The 15,610-nt window shown below is 36.1% G+C and carries 16 protein-coding genes and 1 pseudogene; 8 read left to right on the top strand and 9 right to left on the bottom strand.

The features are described from left to right. The first annotated feature begins 154 nt into the window (after positions 1 to 154). Positions 155 to 751, top strand: coding sequence for a hypothetical protein (locus tag ABYD77_RS05005; RefSeq protein ID WP_372767606.1), 597 nt, complete (start codon positions 155 to 157; stop codon positions 749 to 751). Between the two features lie 34 nt (positions 752 to 785). Here ABYD77_RS05005 and ABYD77_RS05000 read toward each other — a convergent pair whose 3' ends face one another. Further along, positions 786 to 2,003 carry a M24 family metallopeptidase gene (locus tag ABYD77_RS05000; protein ID WP_372767604.1) on the bottom strand — a complete coding sequence of 406 codons (1,218 nt, stop codon included), beginning with the start codon at positions 2,001 to 2,003 and terminating at the stop codon, positions 786 to 788. Between the two features lie 141 nt (positions 2,004 to 2,144). Between ABYD77_RS05000 and ABYD77_RS04995 the strand changes: the two genes are divergently transcribed. Beyond that, on the top strand, positions 2,145 to 3,032 hold the full coding sequence (locus tag ABYD77_RS04995; protein WP_372767602.1) for a cation diffusion facilitator family transporter: 888 nt from the start codon (positions 2,145 to 2,147) through the stop codon (positions 3,030 to 3,032). 589 nt (positions 3,033 to 3,621) lie between these two features. Here the strand turns inward: ABYD77_RS04995 and ABYD77_RS04990 are convergent. From ABYD77_RS04990 to ABYD77_RS04980, 3 genes are all read right to left on the bottom strand, one after another. Beyond that, positions 3,622 to 4,122: a hypothetical protein gene (locus ABYD77_RS04990; protein WP_372767600.1), complete on the bottom strand. Its 501-nt coding sequence runs from the start codon at positions 4,120 to 4,122 to the stop codon at positions 3,622 to 3,624. Positions 4,123 to 4,398: 276 nt separating this feature from the next. Continuing rightward, positions 4,399 to 6,210 (bottom strand): ATP-binding protein, encoded by a 1,812-nt coding sequence (locus tag ABYD77_RS04985; RefSeq protein ID WP_372767598.1) that lies wholly within the window; start codon positions 6,208 to 6,210, stop codon positions 4,399 to 4,401. A gap of 448 nt (positions 6,211 to 6,658) precedes the next feature. Then, on the bottom strand, positions 6,659 to 7,702 hold the full coding sequence (locus tag ABYD77_RS04980; protein ID WP_372767596.1) for an alkene reductase: 1,044 nt from the start codon (positions 7,700 to 7,702) through the stop codon (positions 6,659 to 6,661). A gap of 127 nt (positions 7,703 to 7,829) precedes the next feature. Between ABYD77_RS04980 and ABYD77_RS04975 the strand changes: the two genes are divergently transcribed. After that, entirely contained in the window at positions 7,830 to 8,411 is a 582-nt protein-coding gene (locus ABYD77_RS04975) for a TetR/AcrR family transcriptional regulator (protein ID WP_372767594.1), read from the top strand. A gap of 2 nt (positions 8,412 to 8,413) precedes the next feature. Continuing rightward, positions 8,414 to 8,737: a cupin domain-containing protein gene (locus tag ABYD77_RS04970; RefSeq protein ID WP_372767592.1), complete on the top strand. Its 324-nt coding sequence runs from the start codon at positions 8,414 to 8,416 to the stop codon at positions 8,735 to 8,737. A gap of 52 nt (positions 8,738 to 8,789) precedes the next feature. Here the strand turns inward: ABYD77_RS04970 and ABYD77_RS04965 are convergent, their stop codons facing one another. Continuing rightward, positions 8,790 to 9,002, bottom strand: coding sequence for a cold-shock protein (locus ABYD77_RS04965; protein ID WP_274761311.1), 213 nt, complete (start codon positions 9,000 to 9,002; stop codon positions 8,790 to 8,792). A gap of 423 nt (positions 9,003 to 9,425) precedes the next feature. Here ABYD77_RS04965 and kynA point away from each other — a divergent pair, with 423 nt between their 5' ends. The 4 genes and pseudogenes from kynA to ABYD77_RS04945 all read left to right on the top strand — a co-directional run bounded on the left by kynA (position 9,426) and on the right by ABYD77_RS04945 (position 12,381). Then, positions 9,426 to 10,271: a tryptophan 2,3-dioxygenase gene (gene kynA / locus ABYD77_RS04960; RefSeq protein ID WP_372767590.1), complete on the top strand. Its 846-nt coding sequence runs from the start codon at positions 9,426 to 9,428 to the stop codon at positions 10,269 to 10,271. 11 nt (positions 10,272 to 10,282) lie between these two features. After that, positions 10,283 to 11,458 carry a kynureninase gene (locus ABYD77_RS04955; RefSeq protein ID WP_372767588.1) on the top strand — a complete coding sequence of 392 codons (1,176 nt, stop codon included), beginning with the start codon at positions 10,283 to 10,285 and terminating at the stop codon, positions 11,456 to 11,458. Between the two features lie 299 nt (positions 11,459 to 11,757). Then, positions 11,758 to 12,108, top strand: a pseudogene (locus ABYD77_RS04950) (DUF3360 family protein); the annotation flags it as partial. Between the two features lie 135 nt (positions 12,109 to 12,243). Continuing rightward, positions 12,244 to 12,381: a hypothetical protein gene (locus tag ABYD77_RS04945; protein WP_372767586.1), complete on the top strand. Its 138-nt coding sequence runs from the start codon at positions 12,244 to 12,246 to the stop codon at positions 12,379 to 12,381. Positions 12,382 to 12,560: 179 nt separating this feature from the next. Here ABYD77_RS04945 and ABYD77_RS04940 read toward each other — a convergent pair whose 3' ends face one another. The 4 genes from ABYD77_RS04940 to ABYD77_RS04925 form a co-directional block, all read right to left on the bottom strand. Then, a complete protein-coding gene (locus tag ABYD77_RS04940; protein WP_372767584.1) occupies positions 12,561 to 12,782 on the bottom strand; it encodes a hypothetical protein in 222 nt (73 codons plus the stop codon). A 5-nt stretch (positions 12,783 to 12,787) separates the two neighbouring features. Beyond that, on the bottom strand, positions 12,788 to 13,006 hold the full coding sequence (locus ABYD77_RS04935; RefSeq protein WP_372767582.1) for a hypothetical protein: 219 nt from the start codon (positions 13,004 to 13,006) through the stop codon (positions 12,788 to 12,790). A 630-nt stretch (positions 13,007 to 13,636) separates the two neighbouring features. Then, positions 13,637 to 14,446, bottom strand: coding sequence for a pyruvate, water dikinase regulatory protein (locus ABYD77_RS04930; RefSeq protein ID WP_372767580.1), 810 nt, complete (start codon positions 14,444 to 14,446; stop codon positions 13,637 to 13,639). 132 nt (positions 14,447 to 14,578) lie between these two features. Continuing rightward, positions 14,579 to 15,229, bottom strand: coding sequence for a hypothetical protein (locus ABYD77_RS04925; protein ID WP_372767578.1), 651 nt, complete (start codon positions 15,227 to 15,229; stop codon positions 14,579 to 14,581). Positions 15,230 to 15,610 lie beyond the last annotated feature (381 nt).

Here is a 15,610-nt window from a genome sequence, read left to right as displayed (position 1 = left end):
GATAAATGCACAAAAATTCAGTGCAAACATTGAGTTAAATCAAGTTTTTCGGTAAGGTTTGTCACACTTTTTGGGGACATTTGATGTGACGAGCCGACTATTCCTCTAAAAATTGTTAAAGAAAGGCTCTACCAAATAGAATAAGGCTAATGTTATGGAATTATCACAAGAAGAACTTGAGTTTTTTTCTGGAATGTTTGCGGACAGGCAGTTAGCTGATGACACGCTTCAGTCTGGGCATGCACTCAGTGTAAAATCTGATATTCCGACAAGTTTATATCAAGTATTTGAACAATCTAAGTTAACGCTACTTGCTGAAATAAGTCACTACCAATTGTGGTTTCCACTCGAAATGACGATTGAAGATGGTGAGTTTAAACCTATTCTAGGCACACCAGAGATAGTTGATATTCAAAATGGTGAACGAAGTTGGCGTGTTGGCGACTTTAATGATGTTGCGCTTAAAGATCAAAAGGGCAAAAAGCATGATCTGTTATCGCTTTCCAGTACCGGTATTGCTTTTAGAGTAAGTGATAGACGCAGCCTTAAACGTATTTTGAATGAAAAATCGCTTTGTATTAATTTACCAAATAATGAAGAGGTAGATTTTGAATTTGAAACAGTGAGAGTGGAACGTGACATAGTTGCAGCAAAAATTGCTAAAGTGCAACGCGGCCGTGACCGTCTTCGAAAATTTTTATTTAATTTGCACCGCAGTGAACATCAAAATTTATATCAAGGATTACAATAATAAAAAAGCCGCATTTTAGCGGCTTTTTAACGTGTTATTCTACAGTCAGTGCGAATGGGTCGTCGATGCTATATGATGGCTCAGTAAACCATTTTGGACCATCACTATCCATATAGAAATGATCTTCTAAACGTACCCCAAATTTGCCAGGAATAACTAACATAGGTTCATTACTAAATACCATTCCCTTTGCAAGTGTCGTAGTGTCACCTTTCACTAGGTAAGGTGATTCGTGGATATCCATGCCACATCCATGGCCAGTTCGATGTGGTAGTCCAGGTAACTGATATTCTGGACCAAAACCAGCTGCTTCAAGCACAACGCGCGCGGCAGCATCGGTTACTTCACAAGGGGCTCCAATTTTAGCCGCATTAAATGCAGCAATTTGGGCTTCTTTTTCAACTTGCCAAGCGTCACGTTGCTCTTGAGTTGCTTTACCATACGGATAAGTGCGTGTGATATCTGAGTGGTAACCTTCGATAATACACCCGGTATCAATTAATACCCAATCATTTTCTTTTAGCACTTGTGGATCTTTTACACCGTGAGGGAACGATGTTGCTAAACCAAATAACACTATACAAAATGAAGAACCTGATGCGCCTACTTTTTTATGTGCTTGGTTGATAAATGCTTCAACTTCTTTTGTTGTAATACCAGGTTTTAGAATGCTAGCCGTTGCTTTATGAACCTCTAAGGTCATATTTTTAGCCGTTTGCATTAAGGCGATTTCAGAAGCTGATTTACATTCTCGACATGGTGCAGTAATAACATCCGCATTAATAATGTTAAATGATGGATTGGCTTTAATGATGCCATCCACTAAAAAAAATCCGGCACTAGGATCTACTGCGATGTTTCCTTTAGATATGTTTAATTTATTTAAAACATCACCAAGTAACTGATAAGGGCTTTGATGTTCATGCCAGCCATAAAACTCACCTTGGATTTTCATATAATCATTGAGTGAGCCCTGTTCAAAATGAGGTGCAATATAACAAAGGTCACCATTTGCAGGTAAAATAGCTCCCACTAAACGTTCACTCTTGTACCATTTTAACCCGGTGAAATAGGTTAGGTTGGTACCAGCATCAATATACATTGCAGCAATACCTTGTTGCTGCATTAGTGATTGTGCTTTGGCAATGCGTGAGTTTAGCTCGTGATTTGATATTGGTTTAACATGTTGCGTCATATTTTCAAGCTTGGCTAAAGCTTGTTCGATTGTGCTGCCACCGACCCCGATAGTCATAATAAAATTCTCTTTATTGTATGCAATATGCAAAATCTATCATTTTATTTTGGCTTTTAGAAGCGATTAGAGTGATTTTGTCAGAACTAAGCGATATAATTGAGACAATATAACATTTTAGTTCTAGTTTATTTCCCTTTCATGACAGACATCACCACCCATAAAACTGCAAGGCGTCGTCTTTTAATTGCGCTTGCTATTACTAGCACATTTATGGTGATCCAATTCATAGCATCATTTTTTGCTAATTCTATGGCAATACTTGCCGATGCAGGGCATTTATTTGTGCATAATAGTTCATTGGTTGTGGCCTTAATTGCATCGAGCATTGCTATTCATCTAGCTAAAAATTACAACACCGGCTATAAAAAAGCTGAATTAATCGGTGGTCTACTCAATGGGATTTTTTATTTAGTCATTGCTACTGCAATAATTTTAGCCAGCACCAGTAAACTATTAAACCATGAACATCATAATCATGAAGTTGATACCTTTTTAATGACTGCAGTTTCGGGATTAGGTTTTTTATTTCATGCATCATCTGCTTATGTACTTTACCAAGGACGCAAAGAAAGTGTGAACGTTTACGCTGTGTTCTTGCACAGTTTCTTAGATTTGTTATCAACAGTGCTTACCTTTGCTGCAGGAATAGTTATTTATTTCACTGGTTGGGTGGATATTGATATTTTCTCAAGTATTTTTATCGCTGGATTTGTATTAGTTACCGGTTTTCGCGTAATTAAAAAATGTGTTGAAGGATTGCTTGAATCGGATAAAGAATTACCTGATGCAAGTAAAATTGAATCTCGCCTTGCTACCTTAGAGCATATTAGTAGTGTGCATAACGTAACCGTTGATAAAAAGGGTAGTAAAACCATTGTCGGTGCTCATATTGTGCTTAAACCAAGTTGTACAAAAGAAATGCATCATGAACTGTGCCAGTTGGCAGTAGAAAAATGTTTATTGAAAGAGTTTTTAGTAAAGGAAAGTGTATTACAGATTGAAGCGCACAAATGTCAGCATTGCTAACAAATAAACAAGCCGTCTAATGTTAATACGGCAACACCCTAATGCTGTTATTTCTTGCAAAGAGCAAATCATTGGCTTTCTCACAAACTTGTAAACAGTTAACTAACAAGAGCGTCTTATTGCTAAAATTTTTTAAGGAGATTGATGGCTAAGGTCGCTATGCAACCGAACCCGATTGTAAAAAGCTACAATAGAATTAACCTATCTGTTTTGATTGCTTATTTCCTTTGTATTGGGGTTAGCTGTTGATTTATTTGCCGAGTTGACTTTATAGCAAGGGGATTATTACATAATATTTGTAATCTCCTGAAATTGATCTATAAAGGCAAGCTTATGACGAGGGCTGTCGTTTTTTGTATGAATGAATTTTAAATTAACGAATGAGGTGATTACAAAGATAGCAATATAATTTATAAAGAACACTTTTAAAAAAGATGTGATAAACAGCTTTTCAAAAGAGTTTTTAAGTTGAGATAAAATTGAGATCATAAAGTCCAAACAAAGTGGATACCACAGGTAAAGAAAATGTTTTGTATCTGAGATTACTATCTTGTTAAACACAAAATATAATTAAAATAAACGTTAAAAGTTATATTTTCTTTAACACTGCTTGCACAGACACACCATAATAACTTGCTAACAGTAACGCTTTTTGATCTATGAATTTGTTGTCCAATCTAAAATCACGTTTTTGTTTGTGAAAACGTGAAAGCGCAATGCCTAAGCTATTCGTGTTAACTGGTCGTTGAGTTTGTTCTATCTCAATGAGTGCCAAAAATGCGGTTAGTTCAGGGTATGGTAAAATGTTACCTTGAATATTTAAATGAAGGTAACATTCCAGCGGTGTTAAATTATTGGATTCAGTTTGAGTGAGTGCTTTAGGCAAAAATAAATTACTTTCAAACAGTAGTAACGAACGTATGTAAGTAAAGGGAACGACCTTTGGTTGTCCTCGGGCAACAAATAAGTAGTGTAATACATTTCGTTTTTTTTCATCTTGTACTGTAAAGTGAGCCATTGTTTTTAGTAGTGGGGTAAAAAATTTAAGACGTTCAATTTCTTTTACTTGAGAAACAAGTGAGACTGGCATGGGTTGCCCCTCAGAGAGATTGACACTGAGGGTCTGGAAATAATCGTAATAATTGTTATTTTTATTAGCTTGGATTGCTAAAAATAGCAAAATTTGGGTTTGAATGGATTGTGATTGGCTTTGGTAAAAAGATTTAATATCTGCAAAGTCGCTAAGTTTAAGAAGGCTAATAAACTGATTAACTAATTGATCCATAGTATGTAATAGTATTGTGTAAAAGTGAGAACATTAGCATATATTATAAGTGGAGTGGGGCTAATTAATAACCTTGATAAATTACTCATTAAACTTCAAACTATAATCTACGTCATCGAAGTGTAAATAGATGCAAACACCATCACCCTCGATACTTTGAAACTCAATTGTACCGTTTAGCCTTTGAGTAACAAGGTTATAAACAATGCTCAAACCAAGCCCGGTTCCACCTTTTGCACGTTTTGTGGTGACAAAAGGTTCGAAGATTTTATCGAGTAATTCTTCTTTAACACCAACACCATCATCAATATACCTAAAGTGAAGACTAGCACCGACTATTTTTGCGAGAATCTCAATATTAATTGGCTCATTGTTATGGACACCATGGCGAAGACTATTAATGATAAAAATAGTAAATATTTGATTAAAAGCGCCTAAATAACTGCGAATTACTAAGCCCTTAGTGACATCAATGGAGTAAGTAACATTATATTTTTCAAGCTCATGTTTCAAACTATCGAATAAATTAGATAAAAAAGTTTCAACATTGAACTCGACAAGTTCATCATATTCTTGATGTGATGCTACTTGTTTAAAATTATTGATTAAGTTAGCTGAACGATTAAGGTTAGACTCCATCAAGCTTAAGCAATTATCCGCATCTGATATCAATTGCTGAAGAGTATTCTTTTGTAATGTTCCTTGGTGAAATGCTTCTTTGAGCTGGTCAACTTGCTCCCTTAAATGAGATTCACTGGTGATAGCAATACCAAGTGGTGTGTTGAGTTCATGTGCAAATCCCTTCACCATTGTACCTAAACTTGCCATTTTAGCGTCTTCAATCAAACGTTTTTGAGCAAACCCTAGGCGATTAATTAATTCTTCAATATGTGCAAGTAAATTATCGATATTTTTGGCTAAATCGCTTACTTCATCATCGCCACGTAAATTTGTTCTCGTTGAAAAGCTATCACCTTGGCAAATGGCGGCGATAAATTTATTTAATTCAAATAAACCATAGCCAATCCGTTTATTGATTAAAAATGAACTAGTCAGACTCAATGATAAAAAGGTAAAAACAATTATAAAAGTGATGATTAATGTCTTTTTACTGTTGTCTATAGACTGTTTATTTAAATAAAGAGAGAGATTAGTGTATCTTTCATTAATGATCTGTGACAGAAGTTTATTCTTACCTAAAAGCCCTTGTGTTGGTGATTGGCCAATTTGTTCTAAATATGAAGCATATTGTCTAAAGTTAATTTCGTATTCTTTTAAAAAGGAGAGTAATCTTGTACTTGAAACGCTTTTCTCGGTTTGTAAATAAACCTTTAATTCGACCAATATCTCTTTGTGCATCTCAAGATATTTTGGCTTACGGCGTAACAAATAATCTTTTTCCCTTCTTCTTAATTCTAAAATAAGTAACTCAAGCTTTGCGTCATTTATTTGCTGACTCGATTGCTGGATAGTATGTATTGAGCTACGAAAATTCGCACGAATTCCTTGTTCTTCATCAAAACCTAATTTTTTTTGTATTGAAATCTGTAAACGTAAATTTTGTTCGAAATTTAGAATGGCTTCTTGAATTTGTATTAATAATCGTTTTGCAATTTCATTGTGCTTGACTAATTGCAATACTTCGAAATGTATTTGAGAAAAATCAGCGAATTGTTCGTTTGCCCATTCCTCCATCAGATTATCTCTATCAAGAGTGAATTCGTATTGTAAACTTATAGTGTCAGTAACTACTTGTTTATAATCATTTAAACTTTGAGTAATGTTATAATGAGTTGTAAAGTTATGATAAATAATGGCACTAGAAATCAGAACAACAAAAAAGCTTAAAAGAAGGAAAGTCTGTGAGCTGATAAACGCTGTCTTTAATTTCATACGTTTTATAACTTAGAGTTTTCTTAAAGTGTAGGTTAATTTATCACTATGTAAATTCATGCTAGCTTTATTAAAAGCTAGAATTTATTAGTTGTTCCTTTTGGGTATTACAAAATAGCTAACAGACTCTGAGTTAAAAATAAAATAGTTATTTAATTATCAAAAATAAGTTGAAAGTGGGTGGGGGGTACTACTAATTTTTTTGATATTTACTTTCGCATAAATTGTTCTCTGATTGAGAACGATAGCGTAAAAATTGCTTCAGTAATGGATACAGTAAAATAAGCTAAGGTATAAATAATAAGAAGAAGAGAAAAATATTACATTGCGTAAGTCTCCTTATTAAGCTTACAGGCAAGAGTCATAGAAAAAAATTTAATTATCATGCTGCTTTTTTAAATACTGTAATATCCATAAAGGCATGTAAAACATGCCTTTTTGTAAACTATTAAATCAATTCTTTTAGCATTTCATCGTTATATGCAACGACCTCGTCACCTGATTTAACTTTTGCCACGTAATCAGGATTCGCAATAAATGGACGACCAATGGCCAGTAAATCAAATCGCCCTTGATTTATTGCCTCTAGGCCGGTTTCTGCAGTAAAGCCGCCAACACCAACTAATGTGTTCGGGTAATTTTTACGTACATAGTCTGATACTCGGCCATCTAAATAATCAAACTCAAGCGCATCATCAAAGATACCGATATGCAAATAAGCAAGTTCACGATCTGTCAGTTCATTTAAAAGATAATCAAATACTGAACGATCACGTGGGTCCGGAGAAATATTAAAATAGGCACCTGGAGAAACACGAAGGGCTGTGCGCTTAGCACCAATACGATTGCTTATGGCATCTACAACGAGTAGTGCAAAGCGTGACATATTTTCAGGATTACCACCAAATTGGTCATCGCGTTGATTACTATCAAAGTGTAAAAACTGGTCAATTAAATAGCCATTTGCACCATGAATTTCTACACCATCAAACCCGGCATCAATTGCATTGCTGGCTGCTTGTGCATAGTCATTTACTAATTGCTCAATTTGGCACTCACTTAATGGGGTTGGGGTGATATATTCTAGTTCACGCATGCGCGGCACCGAGCCTTCAACTTTTAATGCACTTGGTGCAAAAACAGTATCACCATTGAAAAAATGCGGGTGTGCTACGCGCCCTGTATGCCAAAGCTGTGCAAAAATTTTTCCACCATTGTTATGTACGGCTTGTGTAACACGTTGCCAGCCCTGAATTTGTTCAGCTGTAAAAATACCAGGTGTATTAGGGTAGCCTTGACCATCAGCACGAATAATTGTTGCTTCTGAAATAATCAGTCCAGCTTCGGCTCTTTTGGCATAATAATCTGCCATTTGCTGTGTTGGCACCAAGTTTTCATCTGCCATACAACGGGTTAAAGGTGCCATTAAAATACGATTTTCTAAGGTTATTTCGGCATTAAGCTGCACTTTGTCAAAAAGTGACTTTGTCATAATGTTCTCATGTGGTTAATTTGAATGCTTATTCAAATTAACCTTTTTTGAATGATCGTTCAAGTGCTTTTTTGAACAAATGTTCAAATTGAGTTATATTGAGGCGTAATATTTTATGAGGCCACAGATGAGAAGCGCTGAATTTGACCGTGAATTTGTTTTAAGAGCAGCAATGAAAGCTTTTATGCATAAAGGCTTTAATAAAACCAGTATGCAAGACTTAAAAGCCGCAACAGGGCTCCATCCTGGTTCTATTTACTGTGCGTTTGACAACAAAAAAGGTTTATTGCTTGCAGCAATTGAGCAATATAACCTTGATAGTAGTGCCTGTTTTAATACCTTTTTTGACAGTGTTGATTCGCCATTAGCAGGGTTAACACGCTATTTGGATTATATTGTTGACCAGTGTATTAGTTGTGAACCGGAATCCTCTTGCTTACTGCAAAAAGCACTGAATGAACTTGCAGAGCAAGATAGTGATGTACAAACTTTAGTCACAACGCAGCTAAGACGGTGGCAATCAGGACTCGAAAACATTATTAAAGCGGCTCAGGAACGAGGTGAAATTAGTGGCACTCGCGATGCAAAATGTCGAGCTAGATTTTTAGTAATGAGCATCTATGGTTTGCGTACTTATGGTTACACTCACCCTGAAGCTGAGGATTTACGTGCTTTGGCAAAACAAGTGATACACGATATTTCGGTGTAATTATGCTCGATAAAAATAACCTTTTTGCTAATTTACCCAAGGACACAACGCAAGAGCATTTTAGTGTTCTCATAAAATCTTCATCTACACGCATTGAACGCATTGTTAGTTTCGGACAATCTTCACCACAAAGTGGATGGTATGATCAAGACAAAGACGAGTGGGTTTGTGTGCTAAGTGGTTACGGGGTGCTGGAATTTGAAAATAGTAGCAAAGTAAAGCTAGATGTGGGTGATCACCTTTTAATCCCTGCTGGGTGCAAACATAAAGTTGTTGAAACAGATCCTAACAGTGAAACGGTGTGGCTAGCTGTTTTTTATAAATGACAGGCACAAAAAAAGCGAGTTTATAAACTCGCTTTTTCTTTGTAGTGACTAATTAAAGTACTACAACGTTCGCAGCTTGAAGACCTTTTTGGCCGTCTTCAACTTCGAAAGCTACCGCTTGACCTTCAGTAAGCGTTTTGAAGCCTTCTGATTGGATTGCACGGAAATGTACGAATACGTCTTTGCCGCCATCGTTTTGTGAAATAAAGCCAAAACCTTTTGACTCGTCAAACCATTTTACTACGCCATTTACTTTGTTAGACATAATTTTTACCTTTTTTAAAAGTGTTTATTGTGGTGAATCTCACCGCCGAGCTTAATTTATATTTCAGCTAATATCGCATCTAGCTTCTATGTACAACTTTCAAAAAGGAGTAAACAGGAATAACGCAGTAATAGGGATTGATCTATGTTTTAAGCGTTTTGAATATTAGCGCTTTAGCTGAGTTTTGTCCAGTAAATTCACGGGATAAAAGGTCTGATTAGTTGAAATGACGAATAAAAGTATACACTTTACACAAGTGTCATTGAAATCTTACAAGTTCAATAGTTAAAGAATGTTGGCTTCACTGACATCAAGCAAAAATAATGCTCTAATAGCTGAGTTATCTAAGTTATTCTCTTGGGTTATATAAAGTGGCGTGAGCATTGCGACACGCTACACTAATAATAAATTTTGGAGCTTCTAATGACTTGCCCACATCATAACTTTCGTGAGTTAGAAAAAGACATTCACACCGATTTTAAAGACGATATGTCATACGGTGATTATTTGCAATTATCGCAGGTGTTATCGGCGCAAAAACCACTTTCTGATCAGCATGATGAAATGTTGTTTATTGTGATTCACCAATCAAGTGAGCTGTGGTTAAAACTGGCAGGGCACGAATTAAGTGCTGCAATTACCAATTTAAATAATGGCGATTTTGGCCATGCATTTAAAGTGATTTCGCGTGTTAAGCAAATTTTTAATCAACTTACACAATCTTGGAATATTCTATCTACGTTAACACCTGTTGATTATCTTAAATTTAGAGATGCATTAGGTCACTCTTCAGGCTTTCAATCATACGGCTATCGAAAATTAGAATTTTTGCTAGGCAACAAAAATCACAGTTTATTAAAAGTGCATGAAAATGATGAATTGGTGCACAGTGAATTATCAGCCATTTTAAATGCGCCAAGTTTATATGATGTCACCATCAGTATTTTACAAAAGCATGGCCTTAATATTGACGCTAGCCAGTTAAATCGCGATGTCAGTTTACCTTACCAAAGCAATAATTCAGTGCTTAACGCATGGCTTGAAGTATATAAAGATGCTGATAAATATTTTGAGTTGTATGAACTTGCCGAAAAACTGGTAGATATTGAAGACAGTTTCCAACAATGGCGCTTTAAACATATGTATACAGTGCAGCGCATTATTGGCAATAAGGTTGGCACGGGCGGCTCATCTGGCGTTGCCTTTTTGAAAAAAGCGCTTGATATTAGTTTCTTCCCTGAGCTTTTTGAACTTAGAACCAAGCTTTAAGAGAAATAAGAATGAAAGCAGAACAACTACAACCTTATTACTCAGAATTTGATGTAAGTAATCGAATTTTATTATCTGGTCATTCTCATCAAGCATGGCCAAATGTTGCAAAAGATGGCTTGTTAGCGTGTTTTAGCGATGCTGCAAAACACATTGATGATAAATGGGGCGCGGCATTTGAAAAAGCCGAGATCGTTCGAAATTTTTATCGTGATTTGATGGGTGAGTCAAATGCTCAGATTGCTTTAGGGCAATCAACGCATGAGCTTATCCTGCGTTTTTTATCAGATTTAGCGTGTTTTAAAAGCAAAAAGAATTCACCGATTAAAATTGTTACTACCAATGGTGAATTTCATTCAATGCGAAGACAGTTAGACAGGTTGAAAGATCTCAATATTCATATCAATGTTGTTGATACTCACCCTGCAGAGACCCTAGCAGAACGACTGATAAATGAACTAGACGAAACTACCGATGCTGTAATGATCTCAGCCGTTTTTTTTGCCTCGAGTCGTATTTTTCATGGGGTAGGCGATGTAGCAGTTGCGGCTAAAAACTTAGCAATACCATGTTTAGTTGATGCTTATCATGCACTTAATGTGATCCCATTTAATCTTTATGATTGGCGTTTAGACAGCGCATTTATCGTTGGTGGAGGCTATAAATATTGCCAAGCAGGTGAGGGCAATTGTTTTATGCGTATTCCAACAGGTTATAACGGCAGCCCGATTATTACAGGTTGGTTTGCTGAATTTGAAAGTTTAGATCAAGCACCCGGTAAAGTTGGTTATGGTAAAGGGCAAGCAGCATTTGCCGGTTCAACATACGATCCTGCAAGCCACTATCGTGCTGCTTCGGTTTTTACCTTTTTTAAAGAACATAATTTAACGGCCGAAGTTTTGTCTAATGTGAACAAAGAGCAAATTGCGCGTTTGTGGCAAGGCATTGAAAAAATGGATTTACCAGATAATGTTTTATCACTGCCAAGTCATTCAATAAACGATAATGCTGGGTTCTTATCACTTACAACTAAACAAGCTGCTAAATGGGTGAAAATGCTCGCAGAGCACGGCATTCAAACAGACAGTCGCGGTGATCAGCTAAGGCTTGGGCCTGCACCTTATGTAACGGACGAGCAAATTGATGAAGCGCTCAGTTGCATTAAGCTCATTGCAAAAGATTTTTAACGTTTTCTTTTACAATAAGGCCAATAAGCTGAACACTTATTGGCCTTTTTTGTGCGCTATTAGACTAAAAGATAAAGAGTTAAAAACAACCAGTTTAATTAGTGAGCATCATTTCTAACCCTTTAAAATAAAGGGTTATCTCATTATTGGCTATAATACTGTCTAAAAACCAATCGATATTAGCTGATTTATAAATTACTACTCGACTTATTGCTTAGTCTAAAGCAGAACTGACTAAGTTACCCTGTTTTCATTACCAATTTAACATCCGTAATTTAACATTCGAAGTAGGAGATGTAATGACAACAGCAAAATCCAACAAAGATGATGTAACAGCTCAAAGTTATGAATCCCTCCATAAACCAAGTAGTGAATTTAACAGCCGCGATGAGTACCTCGAACATGAGTTACAAATTATGCAGCCTAAACGCTGGCGACCTAATTTACCGTTTCGAGATTATCGTTTCGAATTAGAAGATACTATTCCAGCCATGGCAGGAACGATTGGTAAAGTTGTTATGGTTGGTGCAATTGCAGCAACATTCGCAGGACCTCTTGGGTTAAGCGATAGCTTTATCTTGGAGAATGTGCGCTATGAATTACTTTTAGTTTACGATGAAGCACATGTTTTAAGACGCTTAATCTTGCCTGAGCTGTGTGAGTATGCAGATGCTTATATTGCAGGTCATGAACATGATTAAGAGCTTTTAACAGATGATTGCACAAACGTAAGCACTGCTAAAAAACCACCCTTACCACTAATTATTAGTGGTGCAGCTTCAAAAATGCGTGGTATACATCGTGGATTAGCAGATTATCAAGAAAAACAATATGATAAATATGACTTACTTTGTCATAAAGCCTTTACTTGGGATTTTGCACATATTGAAATTGATAATAAAAAAAGAACAATTACACGTTAATTTCTACTCTATACCGATAAATTAAAGCGGCGACCTGATTAAAGAAACATCTCTTAGTTTTAAACATCGAAGTACAAACAACTAGATTGTTAAAGATATTTCTAAAAGTGAATTCAAGTTGCTTATGCAGATCCGAATAACCTACTTGAGAGGATATAAGATTTTAACAATTGAACTTATTAGCCTTTATTAAGTGGCATTTGGTTATCAGTGTTAATGATGGTGTATTTACTTTTATCAATAAAAAAGCCGGCTTGCGTATAGGCGCGAGTAATTGCATTACTTTTAAGTAACTGCGTAAGCCCTTTTTCAATAGCGATGTATGCTTCTTTGCCTAGCGGATGGTTGCGGCTAATCACAAAATGACGGCTGTCCTTTAATTCGGCAGCGACATTACGCAAGGGTACTAGGTTAATTTATCCAGTGTAAAGCGTTTATCAGGCGAAGAGTGAAAAGGCATTAGCATAAAGTCGACCAAAGCAAAATTTACCATTCTCACCATGCTGATCCACTCGTGTTCAATTACTAATTCCTTTAATAGCAATGCGGAAAGGGTATTCCAATCGGTTCGCCATTTAGGGGTAGAGACTGTACTTAATCTTTTAAAGTCAGCGATTTCGTTCAATTTTAACTTCTTTTCACGGCCAGATTGGGTGTAAATCCCGGCAATATATTCTCCACGACGAATAAGCGGTCTAGACTTTTATAAGAAATTCGTTTGCATGAACATCCGTTAACCAATAGGAGTCAAAACTAATGAGTAGTCTGCCGGTTTCGAGCATGCGGATATTACTAAAATTTACTTTGCCGAGGATATGATTAAATTGATATTCAAATCCCCTAACTTTAAGGCTTGTTGGGCGATTATGATATCTACTACATCACGGCGAATGGCTTTAGCAGAAAAATCATTTATACTTGTGACATCGCGATTGTTAACAAAAGTGGTGTAATCTTTATAAACTCATCAGGTATATAGATATCAATTACGTTGGCCTGCAACGAGAAACAACTAAACAAATTGAAAATAAAAAAAAACAACAAAACAGCGCATGACATCTCACTATTAACTTTAATAAAATTCTTATATATCTGAGTCCTAGATTAAATATGACACAGTTTGATAAAAATAGATAAATCAAAACTATCTAACTTATACGAATGCACTCACATTAAGTTTAGTGTAGTTCAATATAAATGGTGAATTGCCTAAATTAGTCTTAACCATTTAGGCATTTTCAATAACTAGGTGTGATTAGTACTTACGACGTTCAAGGCCTGTTTCTGCCAAAATTTTTGCTGAGATTTCTTCCACCGAAAAATGCGTCGAGCTTAAATGTGGAATTTTATTCTTTTTATAAAGCATTTCGGCTTCACGTACTTCTAGTCGACATTGTCTTAAAGAGGCATATTTACTATTGGCCATCCGCTCGTTGCGGATTGCAGCTAAGCGTTCTGGGTTTATGGTTAGACCAAATAACTTACGTTTATGATTTTGCAGTGCACTTGGCAAACGCATCATATCTAAATCGTCTTCTGTAAGCGGGTAATTTGCGGCTTTTATGCCATATTGAAGTGCTAAGTATAAGCTGGTAGGCGTTTTACCACTTCGGCTTACACCAACTAAGATAATATCTGCTTCATCGTAGTCTTTTAAATTGCTGCCATCGTCATTGGCAAGTGCATAGTTAACTGCATCGATTCTGAAATCGTAGCTTTTTTCATGTATTGAGTGGGTTCGATGTGTACGGGGTACAGGGTTAACACCAATGGTGTCTTTTACTTGTCCGCTGTAAGCAGTTAAAAAATCAAAACACTGGCCTTGTGAAGATAAAATAATATCGCTTAGTTGTGGATCAACAAACGTAAAAAACACTAACGGCTTTTCACCACTAACTTTAAATGCTTTATCAATTTGAAGTTTAACTTCGTATGCTTTTTGTTCTGTTTCAACAAACGGGATTGTGATGTGTTTAAATTCTACAGGAAATAACGACAAGGTAGCATGACCAAATACTTCACTGGTAATTGCTGTACCGTCAGATATATAAAATGCGCTGCGCATAAATAGCACCTAATTGTGAGAGATAAGCTATCAAAACAAATATCACTCAGTAGCTCAATAAAAAGTGCTGCAATTTATGTTTTATTTGAGTTAGCTAAAAGCCCAGTAGGCTTTTAGCTAATTTGAAAAGCGTTAAGAGCTCACTTCAGGCACTTGCCATGTTTGTACAACGGTTGGTGAAATTAGACGCGCAATAAGCTTTGGCAGCACTTTCACAATAACAAATAAAGCCAGCAGCGTACTTAAAATTGATTTACCAAGAAAGAACATCACACCCGCGCAAATACCTGCTACGACTAACCAAGGCAATACCGCCATAAAACGTGACTTTTTGTTTGTGGTATGAATAAGGTGCTGCGGTAACAAAGCCTTTATTTGGTCTAAAGCATGATGTTTAACCGCTTGGTTTAAAAACTCAATACTGTGATCAGACTCACCGACACTAATTGAAAGCACATCGCTGTTATGTTTGCTTATGACTTCTGTGATTTCACTGAGGGGTATTGTAACTACCTTAGGCTTTTTGATTAAAGAGACTATTTCATCTAACGTACTTTGTTTTTGATACGCATTTTGCACCTTACTCACTTCGTTTTTATCAAATTTGACAGAAATTAGTTGATTGTCCGCAAGCCAAATTAGATAAAAGTCATCAATATCTAACCAAGAGTTACTGTTGTAAAAACCCTCAGGTAACGCGTTGGCTGCTTCTCTAACAAAAATAACGGACAAAATATAATATAAGAAAAGGCATGCAGGAGCTGTAAAAATACCTACTTTCACTGCGTAACCTAAAAAATTGTTACTTGCCCTAGCTTCATCAACATTCGCTTTAAGGTCAAAGTGATCAACACTTTGCGATACGATGACATCTATTGGATCATCAACTGCTAAGGAATTATATAAAGAGTACTTAATTTCGCTAATTTCCTCATATGATTCACCATCAATATCAACTCGGTATTGAACGTAATAAAGAGTTTCAGTACGTTTTCGACCTTTTCGATTACGGTATTCCTCTTATTGGCTGTTTAAACTCACTACAGAGCCTTGAACAGGGTAACTGTTATTTGTCCAAGCTAATAAGCCATTGTGAGTTTTGCCATAATATTGACTAGCAAAATATGTGATGATTAAAAATATGAATAAGTTGATGCCTTGCAC

Source organism: Pseudoalteromonas sp. (genome assembly GCF_041629635.1).
GTDB lineage: Bacteria > Pseudomonadota > Gammaproteobacteria > Enterobacterales > Alteromonadaceae > Pseudoalteromonas.
Note: the sequence above shows the minus strand (reverse complement) of the source record. Positions and strands in the feature narration are given on the sequence as shown.